The following is a 17,536-nucleotide window of genomic DNA, read 5'->3' on the forward strand; positions in this document are numbered from 1 at the left end:
ATGTTGCAAGTCAGTTTCAATAGCTTGTGCCTAAATTTCTCCCTCTTGCGCTTCAGGGCTTTTGGACAAGACCGGGCAGCGCCTCTGCCCAGCCACTCGGCCTTACCTCAGGGGGGATCCAACTACCCTGAGCGAGGTCATGGCAACCAACCGCGAAATGGGAATCAGGGGAGAAGGGCTGGGGAAACGTCTCAAACTTCATCTAGACCTGGATCTAGAATGGCCCAAGCTGGTCGGCCCGAGTTGGCTAGACTCCGAACCTTCAGCCCATTGCTTGCCCACGTTTTGATGCCATGAGTTCTTCCGCCGAGCCTACTTGGGATGCCTTAGAGGTGGATCCCGCCCTGCTCACCCCCATGATGCAGCACTATGTGGAGCTGAAGCGGCAGTATCCCCATGCCATCTTGCTCTACCGCCTGGGGGATTTCTACGAGATGTTCTTCCAGGACGCCCAGCGGGTGTCGCGGGAGCTGGAGCTGGTGCTCACCGGGCGGGAAGCAGGGGCCATAGGGCGGGTGCCCATGTGCGGGATCCCTTACCATGCTTTCGACCGCTACGCTGCCCAGTTGGTGGCCAAAGGCTATGCCCTGGCCGTCTGCGACCAGATGGAGCCGGCAGATCAGGCCAAGGGCTTGGTGCGGCGGGAAGTGACGCGGGTGATCACCCCTGGCACCGTCCTCGAAGAGGAGCTGCTGCAGGCGCGGCAAAACAACTACCTGGCAGCCGTCGTGCGGCTCAAAGGATCGAAGCAGGCTCCCTGCCGCTGGGGCCTAGCCTATGCGGATATCTCCACCGGCGAGTTCTGGGTGTGTCAGAGCGAGGGGCAAGAGCAACTGGAGCAGGAACTGGCCCGGCTGCAGCCGGCAGAGGTTTTGCTGCCCACCGAGGAGGGGCTGGGACTAGGCCTCATCCGTCCAGGGGATCCCCAAGGGCCTTTGGGGCTACCCGGCCAGTACGCCTATACGCTGCGCCCAGCGGAGCCTTTCGAGTTGGCGGTGGCGCGGGAGAACCTCATGCAAACCTACGGCCTGCGCTCTCTGGAGGGATTGGGCTGCGAGGGGCTGCCCCTAGCTATTCGAGCGGCGGGGGGGCTGTTGCACTATTTGGAGGAGACGCAAAAGAACCTAGTGCAGCCCTCTCCTCAGGGGGGCCATCCGCTCCTGCGTCCCCCTCGCACCTATCAGTTGACGGATTACCTCATCTTGGATCCCCAAACCCGCCGCAACTTGGAGCTGACCCAGACCATCCGAGAGGGGGCTTTTGTGGGATCCCTGCTCTGGGTGCTGGATCGCAGCCGCACAGCCATGGGGGGGCGCACTTTGCGGCGCTGGCTAATGCAGCCTTTGCGGGATTCGGAGCAAATCCGCCTTCGCCAAGACACCATCCAAGAGCTTTTGGAAAACCCTTCTCTGCGGGCCCGCCTGGGATCCCTCCTGGACTCTCTGTACGACCTGGAGCGGCTGGCCAACCGCGTCGCCTCCGGCACCGCCAACCCACGCGAGCTGGTGGCCCTGGGATCCTCCTTGGGCAAACTGCCCCAACTGGCCGAGCTAGTGGCTGAGGCCAAAACCCCCCTCCTGCAGAGCCTACAGCAAGTGGATCCCGCCCTGGTGGATCTGGGCCGCCGCATCGAGCACACCCTCCTGCCCTCGCCCCCGCCCATCCTTACCGAAGGGGGTCTGATCCGGCCCGGGGTGGATCCCGAGCTGGACAGGCTGCGGCAGCAGGTGGAGCAAGACCGCCAGTGGGTTGCCCAGTTGGAAAAAAGCGAGCGCGACCGCACTGGGATCCCCACTCTCAAGGTGGGCTTCAACAAAGCCTTCGGCTACTACCTCAGCATCAGCCGCGCCAAGGCCCACCAAGTCCCCAAAGAGTACATCCGCAAGCAAACCCTGACCAACGAAGAGCGGTTCATTACCCCCGAGCTCAAAGAAAAAGAGGCCCGCATCCTCACAGCCCAAACCGACATCAACCAGCGGGAATACGAGCTGTTTGTGCAGTTGCGCCAAGAGGCAGGATCCCGGGCCGAAGCCATCCGCCAAGTGGCCCAGACCCTGGCTGCCGTCGATGCTCTGTTTGGCCTGGCGGAAGTGGCAGTGCAGCAGGGATACACCCGTCCCCTCCTCACAACAGACCGCCGGCTGATCATCGAGGAGGGTCGCCACCCGGTGGTGGAAAAATCCCTGCCTCAGGGCCTATTTGTCCCCAACTCGGTGCAGCTGGGATCCCCCCACGGCCCCGATTTGATCGTCCTCACCGGGCCCAACATGTCCGGCAAGTCCACTTACCTGCGGCAAATTGGGCTCATCCAAATCCTGGCCCAGATGGGCAGCTTTGTCCCCGCGCGGCGGGCAGAGTTGGGCCTCTGCGACCGCGTATTTACCCGCATTGGCGCTGTGGACGATCTGGCTACCGGCCAGTCCACCTTCATGGTGGAGATGAACGAGACCGCCAACATCCTCAACCACGCCGGCGAGCGATCCCTGGTGCTTTTGGACGAGATTGGCCGCGGCACTGCTACCTTTGATGGCCTCTCCATTGCCTGGGCGGTGGCAGAGTACCTGGCTACCCAAGTGCGGGCCCGTACTGTCTTTGCCACCCACTACCACGAGCTCAACCAACTGGAGACCCTGCTGCCCAACGTGGCCAACTTCCAGGTGGTGGTCAAAGAGCTGCCGGATCGCATTGTCTTCCTGCACCAGGTGCAGCCGGGGGGGGCAGATCGCTCCTATGGCATCGAGGTGGGACGCATGGCCGGCCTGCCCCAGCCGGTAATCCAGCGGGCCGAACAGGTGCTGGCCTTGGTGGAAAAACACAGCCGCATCGGCCTGGGCCTGCGCAACCAAGGAAAAAGCCAACCTGCCCAGAAGAACTGCAAAAAAGAGCCCGCTCCCAATCGCAGCCCCGATTCCGCCGTTGGGGATCAACTGTCTTTGATCCCAGCACCTCTCTCTCCCGATTGGCCTTAGACTCCCCTACCCCTAATCCAGATCCCGTTCTTGCAACCCCAGGGCTGCAGCCAGCCCATCCAGCTCATCCCGATGCCCCTCCACCCATAGGTGGGATCCAGAAGCCGTTGGCGTTCGTTCCCAGGACGAGAGCGGGACAGAGTCCTCGTCGGCTTCCTGCAGTTTCAGGCGGATTTGCTCCGGGCGTTGGTTGCGCCGCCAGTAGTACCAACCCGCCCAGGGGGAGGCCAGCACCAACATCCAAGGCCAAGCGCCCCACCCCGGCTCAAGGGTCTGCAGCACCAAGACCAAACAGGCCAGCCCCGCCCCCGCCAGCCCCGTCAAAAAAAGGGCCAGCCCCACGCTAGCCTGACCCTGCCCTGCAAAGGTGGCGATCCCCTCGGCATCGGCGGACTGGAGACGATAGCCGCGCCCTTCCAAGTGCTCCCGTAGAGCGGATCCCATTTCTTCCAGGCTGCGACTGCTGAGATAGACGCGAGTCTCAACGCGATCTTTGCCCGAAGCTCGCAGGAAAAAGAATAGACCGATGGCCAACAGAGTCGTCAACGCCAAGGTTGAAACCTTTTCCCCCGTCAGCGGGGCTATGGCCAACCCAAGTGCCTGAGCAGAGCCCAGTCCGCCCAGAGGAAGTGGGTTGACCTGTTCGGGGAGTCTGGCTCCCCCACAGCTGGGTGGGATAGGTGAATGGGAACAGTTCATCGAATAGAATCGAATAGATTGGAATAGGCAAAGCAATTTACACGCTACCTTTGAAGTTTAGACCCTCTAGGATGGATGGGTTACTTCCCCCAAGGACGAGCTGCTGGGTTCACCCTGAGGGCAATACGCTTTTTCGCAGTGGCGGTGACGGTTGAACTGGGGGGATCCTACGCTGGCTCTCATGTCTCTGGGCTGAGAAATGCAACTATAATTAAGTTATGATAAGGGGCTCACGCTCTCCGTGTGACCCCTCCACTGCTACTTCAGCCTTTCCCTATGGGGCATGGGCAGGAGGTCCGGTTGAGGAAGAGGTCAATGTATGATTTCCTCTGACTGCTGTAAGGCGTTGAGCAGGCGCGAAGTTACCGTTGGGGAACACTTAAGCTTAACTTGCTCCACATCACTGACCATTCCTCTCTCAGCCCACTGAACTGCCTACCCCTGTCGCTACATCAGCAACACCCTACATGTCTAACTACGAACCTGAACTCAACGACATTTTGTTGGATGGCCCCGCCGATCTCCTCGATGCTGCCGAAGAAGCAGAGGTGGATCTGGCCGATGGCGAGTTTCTGGAAGAGGAGCCAACCCGCCGCTCCACTGATCTGGTGCGCCTCTATTTACAGGAGATTGGTCGTGTTCCTCTTTTGGGGCGCGATGAAGAGGTGGCCCTGGCCCAAAAAGTCCAAGACTACATGAAGCTCTTGGATTTGCGTCTGCGTTTGCAGAAAGAGTTGGGACGGGATCCCACTCTTGCGGAATGGGTGGCTAAGGCTAACCAGTACCCCGAGTGGGCGCAACTGACCCCTGAAAAGCTGCAGCAGATTCAGCGGATTGGCAAGCGTGCCAAAGAACACATGATCAAGGCCAACCTGCGCCTGGTGGTGTCGGTGGCGAAAAAGTACCAAAACCGCGGCTTGGAGCTGTTGGATCTGATCCAAGAGGGTACGCTGGGCCTAGAGCGGGCGGTGGAAAAGTTCGACCCAAAAAAGGGCTACCGCTTCAGCACCTACGCCTACTGGTGGATCCGGCAGGGCATTACCCGCGCCATTGCCACCCAAAGCCGCACCATCCGCCTGCCCGTTCACATCACCGAGAAGCTGAACAAGATCAAAAAAGCGCAGCGCAAGCTCTCCCAGGAAAAGGGCCGCACCCCCACCATCGAAGACATCGCCTCCGAGTTGGAGATGACGCCGCCTCAAGTACGCGAGCTGTTGGTACGGGTGCCCCGCTCGGTTTCTCTGGAAACCAAGGTGGGCAAAGACAAGGACACCGAACTGGGGGATTTGCTGGAAACTGACGACATTTCTCCAGAAGAGACCATGATGCGGGAAGCTCTGCATCGCGATCTACAGCAGTTGCTCTCGGATCTCACCAGCCGCGAGCGGGATGTGATCCGCATGCGTTTCGGCTTGGGGGATGGGCGCACCTATTCGCTGGCGGAAATCGGTCGCGCCTTGGATCTGTCGCGGGAACGGGTGCGGCAAATTGAGGCCAAAGCCCTGCAGAAGCTGCGTCAGCCGAAGCGGCGCAACCGCGTGCGAGATTACCTGGAAGCTATCAGCTAGTTCCGGCTTGCCCACTGGCTCCCCCGGCGTCCTACCCGTTTCCGCAGTCGGGCTGCTGCCCACTCCACTTCTGGGATCCGCAGGTAGAGAGCTCCGGCGGCGAACAAGCTTAGACCTAAACCCGCGGCCAGCCCGGCCCAAATGATGGCGGTGAGCAGGGGAGACCCCACAATCTCGTAGGAGCGCAGTTGGGTCCACAGCCAATGGCTGAGCCCCCCGGCCAAGACGGTGATCCCCAGCAACGGCAGCAGGGCTTGTCCCATCTCCTGCCAAGGGATCCCTGGCAGGTGCCGGTGCAGCTGGATTCCCAAACCGATCAGCGCCACCAGATTAACCCCCGCCGTGGCCAAGGCAATGCCCGGCGCTCCAAAAGCCTGCAAAAATAGGAAGTCCAGAAGGGCATTCAGGCCAATGGCCATGCTGCTGATGCGCAGAGGCGTAGCCCCATCCTCCAGGGCATAGAAGATCCGCACCAGCACATCCCGCAGCAGGTAACCGGTCATCCCCAGACCATAGGCCATGAGCAGGGCTGCCACCTCTTGTGTCACCTCCGGCGTAAAGCGCCCCCGCTGGTAGGCCACTTGGACAATGGGCTCGGCCAAAGCCACCAACAGCATCGACAGGGGCAGGGTCACAATTGCCGTAAGCATCAGCCCTTGGCGGATACGCTGGCGCAGCTCCGGCCAACGGGATCCATCCCCTGCCAACTGGGCATAGAGAGGCATCAAGGGCACCAGCACCATGTTGGAGAGGATCCCCAGCGGCGTTTGTACCAGAAGCTGGGCATATCCCAAGTTGCCGATGGTGCGATCCCCAGGTACGAAAGAGGCAAAAAACAGATCCACATAAACATTGATGTGGATCATCCCGGAGGAGATCACCGCCGGCAACATCAGCAAGCCCACCGCCCGTACCTGCGGGGATCCCCACTCAAAGCGCAGGCGCGGTCGCCCCAGCCCTAACCGCATCTGGAGCGGAACTTGGGCCAACCATTGGGCAATGGCCCCGATGAGCACGCCCCAGGCCAGCAAAGTTGGGATCCCCGTCCATCCCAGCGTGACCAGGATCCCGATCACCGCCAAGCTGGAGATCAGCGGGCTAAGGGCAGGCAAGGCGTAGTGTTCGGCAGCATTCAGCGCTCCAAAGCCGATGCCAATCCACCCCGAGAGCAAGGCCAAAGGGGCCATGATCCGCAGTTGCGCAGCGGCCAGAGCATGGACTTCGGGGCTGGCTCCCGGCGCATTCAGGCGCACCACCCAGTCCGCTCCCCACCAAAGGCCCAAGCTGACCAGCAGGAGCAGGCAGCCTACCAAGGTGGAAATGGATTCCAGCCAGGCAGCCGCATCCTCCCTGTCCCGATCCCGCTGCTTTTTGAGGACACTGACGATGGCGCTGTGAAAAGGGCCGTTGATCCCTCCCAGCAGAATCAACAGAAAACCGGGCAGGATGTAGGCTACCCCGAAGGCGCTGTACTCCGGCCCCGAGCCATACACTGCTGCAATCAAAGCTTGGCGAATAAAGCCTATGCCCTTACTGAGCAAGGTCGCCCCGGCCACCAAGCCCGCCACCGACATCAACGAACGGGATGGCCCTGCTGAAGGAGATCCCCCAGGGATCTCTTCCTGAGTGGCAGACTCCTCCATTACCTTGTGTCCTGCACCCCAACCACTGCCTCAACAACAAAGTAAACTACCCGGCTCCGACCGCTAAGCGGTACGGAGCGGGCTTTCAGTAGCCCTGGGCCTGCTCTGCTCTACCAGAGAACAAAACAGGCCCGAACCTCTAGGCTGGTTTACGGCAGCCCCCAAAAGCGCAATCACATTCGCACCATTCAAATCCGCATCCCCTTCCCATCCACAGTGCCCACACTTGAACGACTTACCACTGCGATAGGATTGCGCAGGGTCGGGATGGATGTGCAAACACCGGTGGCAGGTCTGCGACGTGTAGGCAGGCGGAACAAGAATCAGAGAAACCCCTGCAACCCTCGCCTTGTATTCCAGAAACTGACGTAGTTGGTAGAACGCCCAACTGTTGGCCCTGCGCCTTTCGGTTTTGCTGCGTGGCTGTTGATTGACCCTTTCCCGGATCCCTGTCAGGTCTTCCAGAGCGATAGCGCTGTTGGTAGCTTTTGCCCTAGAGACAATAGCTTTGGAGATGCGATGATTGACCCACGTTTGAAAGCGTCTCTCCTTGCCAGACAGCCGTTGCAACAGTTCTCTGCATCTGCGCCGCGAACTGCGTGTGCCCTTACTGGCTTTGCGTTGGAGTGCCGCCCTCAATCGAGAGTAGTGGTCTCGGACTCGGTTCAACTGCTGTCCATTCCAATTGTCCCCGTCTGATGTATGGGCAATATCCGTCCTCCCCAAGTCCACCCCCAGCACTCTGCCCGTGCGTTGCGGTGGGGATGGCTCCGCTTCCACACAGATCTGAATAGAGTAGGAGCCGTCTTTACGCTTGACCAGGGTGGCCGATTTGGGATTGGAGCCCGCCAGCCGTTCTCTCTGGTAGCGGCCAATCGCCAGCTCAAAGCGCTCCCGACCCTCCACCGTGGTCAGCGACACCGTCCAGTCTTTCTCGCGGAACGAAAAGATACGAGCGTCGTAGGTAGCGAAGCCCCCTTTGAACGCTTTGACGGGGCGGTTTTTCTGTTGGGCAACTTTACGGGCGCCGGCCAGCCGTCTGCAGACCTGCTGGTCGCGTAAGCGGGACGTAGTCCTTGCCAAGTTACTGGACAAGTCGAACCGGGCGCGGATTTCGCGGTAGCACAGAGACTGGAGCTTAACGGCGTTGGCGACTTTCTCCGGCGTGTTCTGGTTGACCCAATTCAAGGCTTGGCCAGAAGCCTCCAAAGTCGCGTCCAATTTGGCGGCCTGCGACTGGGACACCTTGAGCTTGCAGGAGACGGTCAGGACTTGGCTCATAAGTTCATTGTACTTCATCAAAGCGCATTCCTCCCGGCACTGACCCTACGGGTACAGTGCGGGGCTCCTGCGATTTCTAGCTGATCCCGGATCCCTCTTTGAATCCCAGGAGCCGCTTCCCATTATCGGGAATATCGAACCCTTCTGGGCAATTGTCGGGCATTAGCTGGATCCCTTGGGCAGGCAGCGAGCTTGTCAGGCCAACAGTTGCCGTTCCTGTTCCAGTTGCTGCAACAGATGCTCATCCCCCCGGTCGCGTCAGCGGGACGGCGTCCTTTGGGTTTCCTCGACCAAGGTCATGAAGTGCTTCCGAGAGGAGACAGCCGCTGCCGGGCTCCCTTGCACCTCAGGGATCCTTGCTGTTGCCCTTGCTCCAAAACTGAGGGCGGCACCTCGATACGGGAAGGCAAAAGACTGAGGCAGTGCTACAGCCACGGAGCCCAACCCTGGTGCCGAGCGGACAGATTCTGACGGCTTTGAATCGCTGCAGAGGGATGCACAAACTCATGGGCAATGCCTTGATAGGTCAGTTGCAAAGGACTCCGTCCCGCTAATGTGAACAGCAAGAGCCCAGAAGCACCACCGCTCACAGCAGCTCGTCGATCAGCCGGAGCACCTGCTGCAGCTCAGCACCGGGGATCCTTTGATGTTGTTCCAGGTTGATCTCCACCAACTGTTTGAGGGCGAGGAGCTTCAGGTTGACCTCCACCGCCGCCACCGCAATGGCTTGTGCTGCCGGCAAATAGCCACTGGCCCCCAAATCCAAAAGGGCAGCCCGCCGCAGATGGATGTTGTGGTGATTCAACACCGACAGCAGGCGCTGAGCAAAAGTCGGATCCCCAGTGAGACGATAGCAGGCCCGTGCCGCCGCACATTGCAAACGGATGGAAGTGTGCTCTAGGTAGGGACAGATTGGCTCCAGAGCAGCAGCCACCTGCAGTTGTCCAAGAGCCTCGATAATGGCCTCTAGGGCGGCTTGGGCTTCCGTCTGCAGTCCTTGCTCCACAAAGCGCAGCCCTTCTAGCAAAGCGGATCCCAGCTTTTCCACTTCGTCGGGATCCCTGTTGAGGTTGTTGGCAAGGGCAATCTCAACCAGTGCCTGGGCAGCCGCTGCCACCACTTGGCCATCGGAGCAAGACAAAGCCGCCTTCAGGGGAGGGATCCCGGCGAGGGATCCCAGTTTACCCAAAGCACGAGCAGCGTTGCGCCGCAGCGGATATCCCCCTTGAGCGGTGCGATCCGTTTCATCGGCCAGGGCCTCGATCAGGGCCGGGATCCCTTCGACGATGCGCATGCGTCCCAGCCACCAAGCGGCATAGTAGCGTTCCCCCGGATCCCCGTGGCGCAGCTTGGCGATTTGTCCAGCCGGGGTGAGATCCACCGATGGATCGGGATCCAGAGGAACAGCAGTGGTCATGGAATCGACAACGGAGAAGACACCGAGAAGGGATCAAGCGCTGCGGACACTGACGATCTTGGCGCCCGATTTGAGCAACCGCTGCATTGTAGCCGACAGTTGATCGGCAGAGACGAAGATCTGCTGGTTGGATTTGCGCACTCGGCTGGAAGTGGCCAGGGCCGAAGGCGGATTCAGCAGCCGGGTCACTTCCACACAGAACATGCGATCCGACTGGCCCGTTGGCGGCCCCAGGTGTTTGGAAATGGGGCTGGGCGGCAGCAGCCCCCGCACCCCAATGCGGCGAATGGCCGGGGTAAACCCGGTGGCCAAAGGCATCATCAAACGGGGTCTGGGCCCTTGGGAGCGATCGTTGTTGGCGTAGCCCCCGTAGAGAGCGAAGAGATTGGTAAAGTCGCGGGTGGAATGAGCCTTGCGGTATTCAAACCCACGCGGGTAGGGGACGATGTTGTCTCCAAAAGCTTCTAGGTATTCTGGGCTGTCGATGTAGGAATCGATCTCCGCGCTGTGGCCGCCAGATTGGTAGATGTCCAAATGGCGGGCGATGTCTTTGGGGCTGGTGGGAGCGCGTCCCAGCAGATGCTTGAAATTGAGCTCGATGGCCCGGGTTTGCGAGTTGGGGTAGAAAAACCGCTTTTTGTAGGCTTCGGACTTGGCGATCAATCGCACAAACTCCCGCACCGTCAGGCTGCCCTGGCGCAGCAGCGATTCCGCACTGGCTAGCTCCTTCCTATCGGCCCCAAACAAATGATCGTTGCCCAGCACCTGACGGTAGATGGCCCGCAGCACCGCATTGAGCTGATCCTGGCTGGCGTTGGGGCGCAACTCCAGTGGGGTGGTCTCCGTAATGCCCCGGATCCCCATCCGGCTTGCCGCTGTAATTGCACTCATGCTAATTCCCCCGATTGAACTGAATGGACACAGATTGAGAACAAGCTTGCGTTTAGGGTCATTTCGATTCAAGCTAGGACATTGCACCCACACCTAAAGTGTTGGTTGCGTCGTCGCGTCGGCGTTGCGGAGCAATAATGCAGGGGGCCAAAAGGCTTTTCAAGGACTCCGTCCCGCTGGCGCGATCAATAGCCCAGGCGTCTCACCCTAGCCTGAAACGACTGTAGAAATCGAAAACTAAAATTAGAAATCAAAAATCGGCAGCCCCAAGCTGCAGAAGAGCAACAGTGGCGCCTTCCTATTGGGGAGACTGATCCGCAAACCCACGTGGTCAAACGTATCTCTCCGCAACGTAGCAGGCTCACCACCGTTGCCCTCAACAACCTTTCCTCGCCATCCCCCCTGGTTTATGGGATGAGCCAACTGGCTAGCCGGCGTCGCCCTTTTAGAGGGATCCCAAGCCAAGGGTTTAGCTGAGCGCGTTGATGGCGTAGTCGATGTAGGTGTTGGCCTCGGTGGCCGCTTGCCCGGTCAGGCCGTGGTTGGCTTTGATGTAGCGCAGGGCTTCGATGAACCAACTGGGGGAGAGTTCAAAAGCGGCGTTGATCTCGCGGATCCCGGCCAACTGATACTCGTCCAGAGGACCGGTGCCACCGGCTACCAAGCAGTAGGTGATGTAGCGCAGGTAGTGGCGCACGTCGCGGGCGCACTTGTCCTTGCCAGCTTGGGTGTGGCACTGCCCACCGGGTTGGGTGGTGTAGGGGAACTTGGCGTAAACGGCTTCGGTGGCACCGCGCACCAGCTCGTCGGCACGGCTGCTCAGAACTCGAGCGGCTTCCATGCTGGCGGCAGCCCGCTGAAAACGGCCATTGATGGCCTGCAATTCGCTGTTGCTCAGGTAGCGCCCTTGGCTGTCGGCAGTGGCGATGGCGTCAACAATTGGGGTTTGCATGATTCAAAACGCTCCTTTACTTAACTCAAGCTCAATGCAAAAAACAAAGCAAAAGATTCAAAGTCTCAACTGCAAAATCGCTGCAAAACAGGTTACTTTTCCAGGGATCCCCTGCCAACCCGAGTTGTCTTAGATCCCAGAGAGGTCTTCACAACTGGATCCGGACACAACAGAAACTTCAGTCCACAAGGGATCAAACCACAGCAGCAGCAGCGCGATCGAAGTAGGATTCGATTTCGGCAATCAGAGCGCTGCAGTCCCCCCGGGTGATGCCGTTGGGGTCGTTTACCACAGCCACTGCAGCCTTTTTCATCTTTTGGATACCGTTGGCCACTGAGCTGCCGGGGGTGCCCAAGGCTTGATAGGTTTCCCGCAGGCCGTTCAGGCAGCGCTCGTTCAGCACACTGGCATCTCCGGCTGCCACTGCGTAGGTGATGTAGCGGAGAATAATGTCCATGTCCCGCATACAGGCGGCTACGTTACGGCTGGGGTAGGCAGGCCCACCGGGAGCGTTCAAATTGGGCTCCTCGGCAAACAACTGACGGATGGCATCGGTCACGATCTTGGAGGCATTGCTGGTGAGGCGGTTCACAGCATCCAAACGCTTGTTCCCCTCAGCAATTACCTGCTGGAGAGCGGCAAACTCGTTCTCTCCCAAAAAAGCGCCTTTGGAGTCAGCTTGGGCAACAACTTTGCCAAATACATCGTTCATGGTTTTGAATCTCCCTAGCGAAAGTAAAAGAGGTTATGAATCCACATTCCCTGCAGCGGACAAGAGAGCACCTGCCGGCCAGGAATGCAACACCGCTTGGATCCCCAGTGCCGAGAGGTGCTGTTTAACTCACAGAACCGCCGACGGGATCAAAGCCGATAGAACCAAGATGAGCAAGCGAAGCTCGCCCCCAGAGCCAGGCCTTCATCCAAGGGATCGGACTTGGGCTAAGGAGCCTCAGCCGCTGCTGGCAACCTCAACTGGGCAGACGAGGAGAAGCTGGCTCGCCTTGTTTCCAGTCTTTTTCTACCGCGAAGGCAAGAAGCGATGAAATCAAAAAATGTAAATCGGCTTTACCTCGCGCAAAAGGTCTTAGATCGGTTTCCAACCTGCTTCCCATCTCGGATCCCAGGCTGTTCTCCCTGTCCTTCGCGGGAGTAGTTTTTTACAAAAGAGAATGTTTCTTTGCCTAGCTTTACAACATGAACAAAGATGTCAGCCCCGATCGCGGCTTTGCAGCTTGCAAGGGATCCATTTTCAGTATCGGAGCGAACATTCTCATAAAGGATACATAATTTAACACTTGCTGCAATCCTCGGTCGGGCCTGAGGTTGGGGCAAAATCTGAGAAGGTTCCCCTGGCTCTCCGGAGATTTTCGGTACATACCTCTACAGAATTCTCGATGCCCGCTTATGTCTATTGAGTCGGATCGCACTCCTTCCCCAGAGCTGCTGCAGATGGCGCGTTGGCTGGCAGGAGACTTCAGCAACCAAGAGCAAGCCTGGGAAAATCCACCGTTTTTCGCCCAGATCCGGGTGGCCTATCGCCCCTTGCCGGCCCACGTTTTGGGCGGGATCGGCTTTTATGTGGAGCAAGCCTACAGCGGCCATTTGGAGGATCCCTATCGGCAGGCGGTGGTGGAGTTGACTCAGGCAAGCGCTGGGATCGTGATTCGCAACTATCGCCCTTTGGAGCCGCAGCGGTGGCGGGGCTGTGCTCGGGAGAGGGCAGACCAACTGAGTCAACTGAGGGCTGCCGATCTGGCCTATCTAGAGGGGTGTGATGTGCAGGTGAAGAGGCAGGGATCCCTCTTTGTCGGCGTGACGGAGCCGGGGTGCCGGTGTTGCGTGGTGCGCAACGGCCAAACCACTTATCTGCAGACCACCTTGCACCTGAGCGAGAGCGAGTTTTGCAGCCATGACCGAGGGATGGATCCCATCACCCACCAGCAGGTTTGGGGAGCCCTGGCAGGCGCTTTTCGCTTCCAAAAAGTGGTCGATTGGCAGGCGGAGCTAATGCTGTAGGCTGCAGCCTATCCAGCCCCACAACTCCACAGTTGACAGCGCTATTGCGCACTCTCCCTCAGCCAGCTTTGTGTACACTGTCCTTGGCCGGGATCCAAATCCCCCAGGTTTGAGCGTGCTGTTTACCGGTTGCAACCGGGCTAGGCTCCTTTTAATTCAGTGTGGGTATTCAATGCAGGCGAGGTCGGGCCCAAAGGAGGAGCCACGGTCTGGGTGGGCTTGGCACAGCCCTTGGGGAATGGTGATCGCCCTGGTTGGGATCTTGACCTTGCTGCTGCTCGGTGCCGGCTGTTCTGGCCAGGGGGAATCTGCAGCTTCCCCCCCTGCGTTGATCCCTCTCCCACCTCAACCGGGAACCGAGTCGATTCCCATGCCGGTGCGTACCCTGGGCAACAGCCGCTTCAAGCTCCTGGGCCTGACAGTGGGGGTGGCCGGGAGCGGAGCTGAGGTGTTACTGGATACCGGCTCGGCAGGTTTGCGCATCATAGCGACAGCAGCAGGTCGCTTTGGCCTGGAGCGGACGGGGATCCCTTCCACCGTGACGTTTGGAGATGGCACGCAATTTATCGGCGTGTTGGCCCGCGCCCCCTTCAGCATAGGAGGGATCCCCAGTCGGGAGCCGGTAACGATTCAGTTGATCGACCGGATCACCTGTGTGGACGCCCTGGTGGCCAGTTGTTCAGAGAACTTGTTTGGAGAAGGGCGGCCCTTCGCCGGGATCCTAGGCACGTCCTTGGATGAGCGCAGCCCCGACCGCGAGCTGTTTAGTCCGCTCACCCGCCTTCCGGGCAATTTTCGCTCTGGGTACATGATCCAAACGGGGGGCTTCAACTCCACCCAGGGCCTGTTCACGGTTGGCCTAACGGCTGCCAACACCGTCGGCTTCAATTTCCGGCAGTTTCCCCAGGTGGGAAGCTTTCCCGATGGCACACCCATCTGGCGGGATGAGGCTTTGCAAGTGGCCTACAGCATTAGCAACACTTCCATTCAAAATGCCCTCAGCCCCACCGTTTTTGACAGTGGTTCTTCCGACATTTTTCTCAATGTCAGGCTGTTGGGGGCAGCTCCCTTCTCCACCTCGACCTTACCCCCTGGGGCAGAGTGGCGAGCGGTATTGGCGGGAGCTTTCGAGTATCGCATTCGAGTTGGCTTTCCCATTACGCCCAGTCGAGATCGGATTTTCGTCAACGGCAACCAGGGGGTGCAACTGTTGGGCATGCCGCTGTTTTTCAATATCGACGTTGCCTTTGATATTGAAGGCGGTCGGATCGGCTTTCGCGTGCGTTGAGACAAAGTTGTTTTGAACCATCCCAAACGTTAACGTTGGGTTCAATTGCGGAGAAAAACTTGCCATGTTCGGTCGAGCCTTGAAAACCGGGAACAGCACGCCGCGCAGATGGCCTTGGGTTTGGGGACTGCTGTTGTTGTGTTGGTTGGGGCTAGGTGGGCCAGGGTGGGCCGTGAGCTTAGGGGATCCCTTGCCGGAGTGGGCTGAGTCTGTGCAGGTGGGACGACAGCGGCTGCGCGGGGTGGAGCAATACCGCGGCCAGGAACAAATCCGCGCCTATGGCAACGAAGCAGGACGGGTGTTTTGGATTCAAATCAACAGCAGCGCTGACTTGCCCCCGGATTACCGAGACTATTTGGGCGAATACCAACAATTTCTGGTAGAAGCTGTAGAAGTGGTGCCGTTGCGAGCCCGACGGCTACGCTTCCGCCAGGGAAATCGCAGCGCCGAGTGGCAGGTGGTGGGCATGAGCGGTCGGTTTCAGGCGGAGGCGATCAGCAGAGATTTGGCTCCGCCAGGGTTGTTTGGAGATCCCTCGTGAAGAGCAGGAGAATTAGAGCTTATCCTAGAGATCCTAGAGAGAAACTTGAAACTAGAGTCTGCCAATGAATTTACTCCAGAAGAAAGTTGAGGTTACTCTTAATCGCTTCTTCGTTAAGAGGCTAACTCAGGAGGATCTCACCTTCTACGGATACCATTGCAAGCCAAACCCTCTCCCCGCTCCGGGGGAAGAGCACAAAGCCCTCGCAAGGGTTTGTAATCAGCTAGGTGTAGTGGCTGTTCCTCTAGAGGGCTGCATTATAGCCCGGGAAAAGGTTGACCCCGATAAACTTAAGACAAAGGACGGGGAACTAGAGGAAATTGGACAGAGAGTTCTAAACTGCACCAATGTCCAAGAAAAAGATGCCCTCGAAAGCTTTGAGCGTAGGAGGCTACGGCTGTGTCTCAAATCTTTGTACTCTGGGAAAACCGAAGTTGAAACATCAGGAGGCAGCTTACTTTGGTGGAAGAAGGAAGAAGTTGATTGTGGAAAGGGTTGGAAAATCCACGAAGGAAGAAGAATAGATGTTGTTGTCAACCAGGACAGTGAGCTGTACATAGAGATAGATGTTCAGTACCATTTCTACACGCCATGGACCTTGCATGAGTGGCTTGAGAACTATCCAGATGTCCCGATCCAGTGGGTCCAGAATACATACGATAAACGCCAGACTTGGGAATATCTGGGTATCCTTTCCAAACAGTCGCCGTGGGAGATTCAATTGCCAGAGCTGAACATGAGTCTAGCGGAGTATCATTTGCAGAAGCACAGTGCACCTAGAGAGGAAGTGGAAAGCTCCTGGGTAGTCGAAGTATCTTCAGGTCGAGGGTGTTTTCCCCATCTGTCTCGAAGGCTATCGCCTGTCTTAACTTTGGAGATGCTGGCCAGCATAGAAGATGCTAGAAATCCTGGTAAAAAAGTCAGTGCTTCGGTCATCGAGCATTCTAGAAAAAGTTTAGAATATAGACTTCAAGGGTCTAAAAAAGTTGCAGAGACTATCATAAGAAGAATCTACAAATCTCCCATTGCTCAAGAGAGAATTCAGCCTCTGAAAATAGAGGGCTATATCCTGCCAAGGCCAAGACTACTGGGTCGCAACAATCAAGCAATCGAGAACCCAGCCAGAGTTAGGTACCAAGGATGTGCAAGAGTTGGCGAGACAAAGTTTGGACTTCTAAATCTTGACGATAATAAACGTGAGTATCCTACTGAGGTTCGCAAGTGCCTACTTGAAGTAGCTAAAAAGAGCGGAGCAAGAGTTGAAATAGACTTTTACGCAACCCGTCAAGATTTGCCTGAAGGCGACCTTGCTCAACAGAGGTTTTGGCAAAGCTGGGCCGACAAAGGGATCAAAACCGTTCTGGTTGTCATGCCCTTGTCGCCTAATGAGCACAAGCAAAAGATCCGCTTGCAAGCACTTCGAGCAGGAATAGCAACTCAGTTTATGATTCCTGGAGCTGACCCCTACAAAGCTCTAAATGTCGTACTAGGACTTCTGTGTAAAGCTGCGTGGCAACCCGTGTTGCTTGAACCCCTCGATCATCCTGAGTGCTCCGAGCTTACCATTGGTTTTGATGTGGGGACGAATCGAGAGCTTTACTACGGAACCTCTGCCTTCGCGGTACTGGCCAATGGTCAAAGCTTAGGCTGGGAGTTGCCCGATATACAAAGAGGAGAAACTTTTTCCGGCGAGGCAATTTATCAAACCGTGTCCAAGCTCGTCAATAGATTCTACAACAAATTTCATCGATACCCTAGAAAGGTTCTTTTGATGAGGGATGGCTTAGTTCAAAGAGGCGAATTTGATAAAACAATTGAGGAACTAAGAAAAGAAAAGATTGCTGTGGATATTGTTGGAGTGCGCAAAAGTGGCACAGTCAGAATGGGAAGAGAGGAAAAAGGAAGCTATAGAGACGCTGCAATGGGCACTGTCATTTTTGACCATGAACGAAGGTCATTTATGCTCGTAACAAGCCAGCCCATTAAGAAGTCCTCGGTGCCAATTGGCAGCGCAAGACCGCTGCGAGTTGTCCATGAACACGGCAACACTCCTTTGGAAGTTCTGGCTATACAAACTTACCATCTCTCCCAGCTTCATCCCGCCAGTGGTTTTCAAGCCTGTAGGCTTCCTTGGGTATTGCACTTTGCCGACAAAAGCAGTAAAGAGTTCCAGCGCATTGGCAACAGCATTTTTAGTGTGCTGCAGAACATAAACCGAGAGAAGTTGATTGCCGTCTAGCCAAGGGAGGGGATCCCCACCTGCCGGCCTTG

The 17,536-nt window shown here is 57.6% G+C and carries 13 protein-coding genes; 6 read left to right on the top strand and 7 right to left on the bottom strand.

Going from position 1 to position 17,536, the window contains the following annotated elements; genetic code table 11:
* Positions 1-293: 293 nt before the first annotated feature.
* Positions 294-2,969: a DNA mismatch repair protein MutS gene (gene mutS, locus ACVWY9_RS01665; protein ID WP_457387324.1), complete on the top strand. Its 2,676-nt coding sequence runs from the start codon at positions 294-296 to the stop codon at positions 2,967-2,969.
* Between the two features lie 12 nt (positions 2,970-2,981).
* On the opposite strand, the gene ACVWY9_RS01670 is transcribed toward mutS, so the two are convergent.
* Complete coding sequence (locus ACVWY9_RS01670) at positions 2,982-3,521, bottom strand: cofactor assembly of complex C subunit B (protein WP_457387325.1); 540 nt, start codon at positions 3,519-3,521, stop codon at positions 2,982-2,984.
* A 614-nt stretch (positions 3,522-4,135) separates the two neighbouring features.
* Between ACVWY9_RS01670 and sigC the strand changes: the two genes are divergently transcribed.
* Positions 4,136-5,236: an RNA polymerase sigma factor SigC gene (gene sigC / locus ACVWY9_RS01675; protein WP_414332157.1), complete on the top strand. Its 1,101-nt coding sequence runs from the start codon at positions 4,136-4,138 to the stop codon at positions 5,234-5,236.
* On the opposite strand, the gene murJ is transcribed toward sigC, so the two are convergent.
* The 6 genes from murJ to ACVWY9_RS01705 form a co-directional block, all read right to left on the bottom strand.
* Positions 5,233-6,879, bottom strand: a complete 1,647-nt coding sequence (murJ, locus tag ACVWY9_RS01680) for a murein biosynthesis integral membrane protein MurJ (protein ID WP_457387326.1) — start codon at positions 6,877-6,879, stop codon at positions 5,233-5,235. The genes sigC and murJ overlap by 4 nt on opposite strands.
* A 63-nt stretch (positions 6,880-6,942) precedes the next feature.
* On the bottom strand, positions 6,943-8,160 hold the full coding sequence (locus tag ACVWY9_RS01685) for an RNA-guided endonuclease InsQ/TnpB family protein (RefSeq protein WP_457387410.1): 1,218 nt from the start codon (positions 8,158-8,160) through the stop codon (positions 6,943-6,945).
* Between the two features lie 586 nt (positions 8,161-8,746).
* A complete protein-coding gene (locus ACVWY9_RS01690; protein ID WP_457387327.1) occupies positions 8,747-9,577 on the bottom strand; it encodes a HEAT repeat domain-containing protein in 831 nt (276 codons plus the stop codon).
* Between the two features lie 33 nt (positions 9,578-9,610).
* On the bottom strand, positions 9,611-10,468 hold the full coding sequence (locus ACVWY9_RS01695; RefSeq protein ID WP_011434279.1) for a phycobilisome rod-core linker polypeptide: 858 nt from the start codon (positions 10,466-10,468) through the stop codon (positions 9,611-9,613).
* A 469-nt stretch (positions 10,469-10,937) separates the two neighbouring features.
* Positions 10,938-11,420 carry a globin family protein gene (locus tag ACVWY9_RS01700; RefSeq protein ID WP_011434281.1) on the bottom strand — a complete coding sequence of 161 codons (483 nt, stop codon included), beginning with the start codon at positions 11,418-11,420 and terminating at the stop codon, positions 10,938-10,940.
* A 193-nt stretch (positions 11,421-11,613) separates the two neighbouring features.
* The gene (locus tag ACVWY9_RS01705; protein ID WP_011434282.1) at positions 11,614-12,132 is read right to left on the bottom strand and encodes a globin family protein; all 519 of its coding nucleotides are present in this window, start codon (positions 12,130-12,132) and stop codon (positions 11,614-11,616) included.
* 692 nt (positions 12,133-12,824) lie between these two features.
* Between ACVWY9_RS01705 and ACVWY9_RS01710 the strand changes: the two genes are divergently transcribed.
* From ACVWY9_RS01710 to ACVWY9_RS01725, 4 genes are all read left to right on the top strand, one after another.
* Positions 12,825-13,436, top strand: coding sequence for a CpcT/CpeT family chromophore lyase (locus ACVWY9_RS01710; protein ID WP_457387328.1), 612 nt, complete (start codon positions 12,825-12,827; stop codon positions 13,434-13,436).
* A gap of 238 nt (positions 13,437-13,674) precedes the next feature.
* Positions 13,675-14,724 carry a hypothetical protein gene (locus ACVWY9_RS01715; protein ID WP_457387329.1) on the top strand — a complete coding sequence of 350 codons (1,050 nt, stop codon included), beginning with the start codon at positions 13,675-13,677 and terminating at the stop codon, positions 14,722-14,724.
* A 64-nt stretch (positions 14,725-14,788) separates the two neighbouring features.
* Positions 14,789-15,265, top strand: coding sequence for a hypothetical protein (locus ACVWY9_RS01720; RefSeq protein ID WP_414374281.1), 477 nt, complete (start codon positions 14,789-14,791; stop codon positions 15,263-15,265).
* Between the two features lie 64 nt (positions 15,266-15,329).
* Positions 15,330-17,504: an argonaute PAZ domain-containing protein gene (locus ACVWY9_RS01725; RefSeq protein WP_457387330.1), complete on the top strand. Its 2,175-nt coding sequence runs from the start codon at positions 15,330-15,332 to the stop codon at positions 17,502-17,504.
* Positions 17,505-17,536: the final 32 nt, after the last annotated feature.

It is taken from the genome of Thermostichus sp. OS-CIW-31, from assembly GCF_054060305.1.

Bases quoted from the DNA above. Each gene is read 5' to 3' on its own strand.
- mutS (WP_457387324.1), top strand. From the start codon at position 294: ATGAGTTCTTCCGCCGAGCCTACTTGGGATGCCTTAGAGGTGGATCCC.
- sigC (WP_414332157.1), top strand. From the start codon at position 4,136: ATGTCTAACTACGAACCTGAACTCAACGACATTTTGTTGGATGGCCCC.
- murJ (WP_457387326.1), bottom strand. From the start codon at position 6,879: ATGGAGGAGTCTGCCACTCAGGAAGAGATCCCTGGGGGATCTCCTTCA.
- ACVWY9_RS01685 (WP_457387410.1), bottom strand. From the start codon at position 8,160: ATGAGCCAAGTCCTGACCGTCTCCTGCAAGCTCAAGGTGTCCCAGTCG.
- ACVWY9_RS01690 (WP_457387327.1), bottom strand. From the start codon at position 9,577: ATGACCACTGCTGTTCCTCTGGATCCCGATCCATCGGTGGATCTCACC.
- ACVWY9_RS01695 (WP_011434279.1), bottom strand. From the start codon at position 10,468: ATGAGTGCAATTACAGCGGCAAGCCGGATGGGGATCCGGGGCATTACG.
- ACVWY9_RS01700 (WP_011434281.1), bottom strand. From the start codon at position 11,420: ATGCAAACCCCAATTGTTGACGCCATCGCCACTGCCGACAGCCAAGGG.
- ACVWY9_RS01705 (WP_011434282.1), bottom strand. From the start codon at position 12,132: ATGAACGATGTATTTGGCAAAGTTGTTGCCCAAGCTGACTCCAAAGGC.
- ACVWY9_RS01710 (WP_457387328.1), top strand. From the start codon at position 12,825: ATGTCTATTGAGTCGGATCGCACTCCTTCCCCAGAGCTGCTGCAGATG.
- ACVWY9_RS01715 (WP_457387329.1), top strand. From the start codon at position 13,675: ATGGTGATCGCCCTGGTTGGGATCTTGACCTTGCTGCTGCTCGGTGCC.
- ACVWY9_RS01720 (WP_414374281.1), top strand. From the start codon at position 14,789: ATGTTCGGTCGAGCCTTGAAAACCGGGAACAGCACGCCGCGCAGATGG.
- ACVWY9_RS01725 (WP_457387330.1), top strand. From the start codon at position 15,330: ATGAATTTACTCCAGAAGAAAGTTGAGGTTACTCTTAATCGCTTCTTC.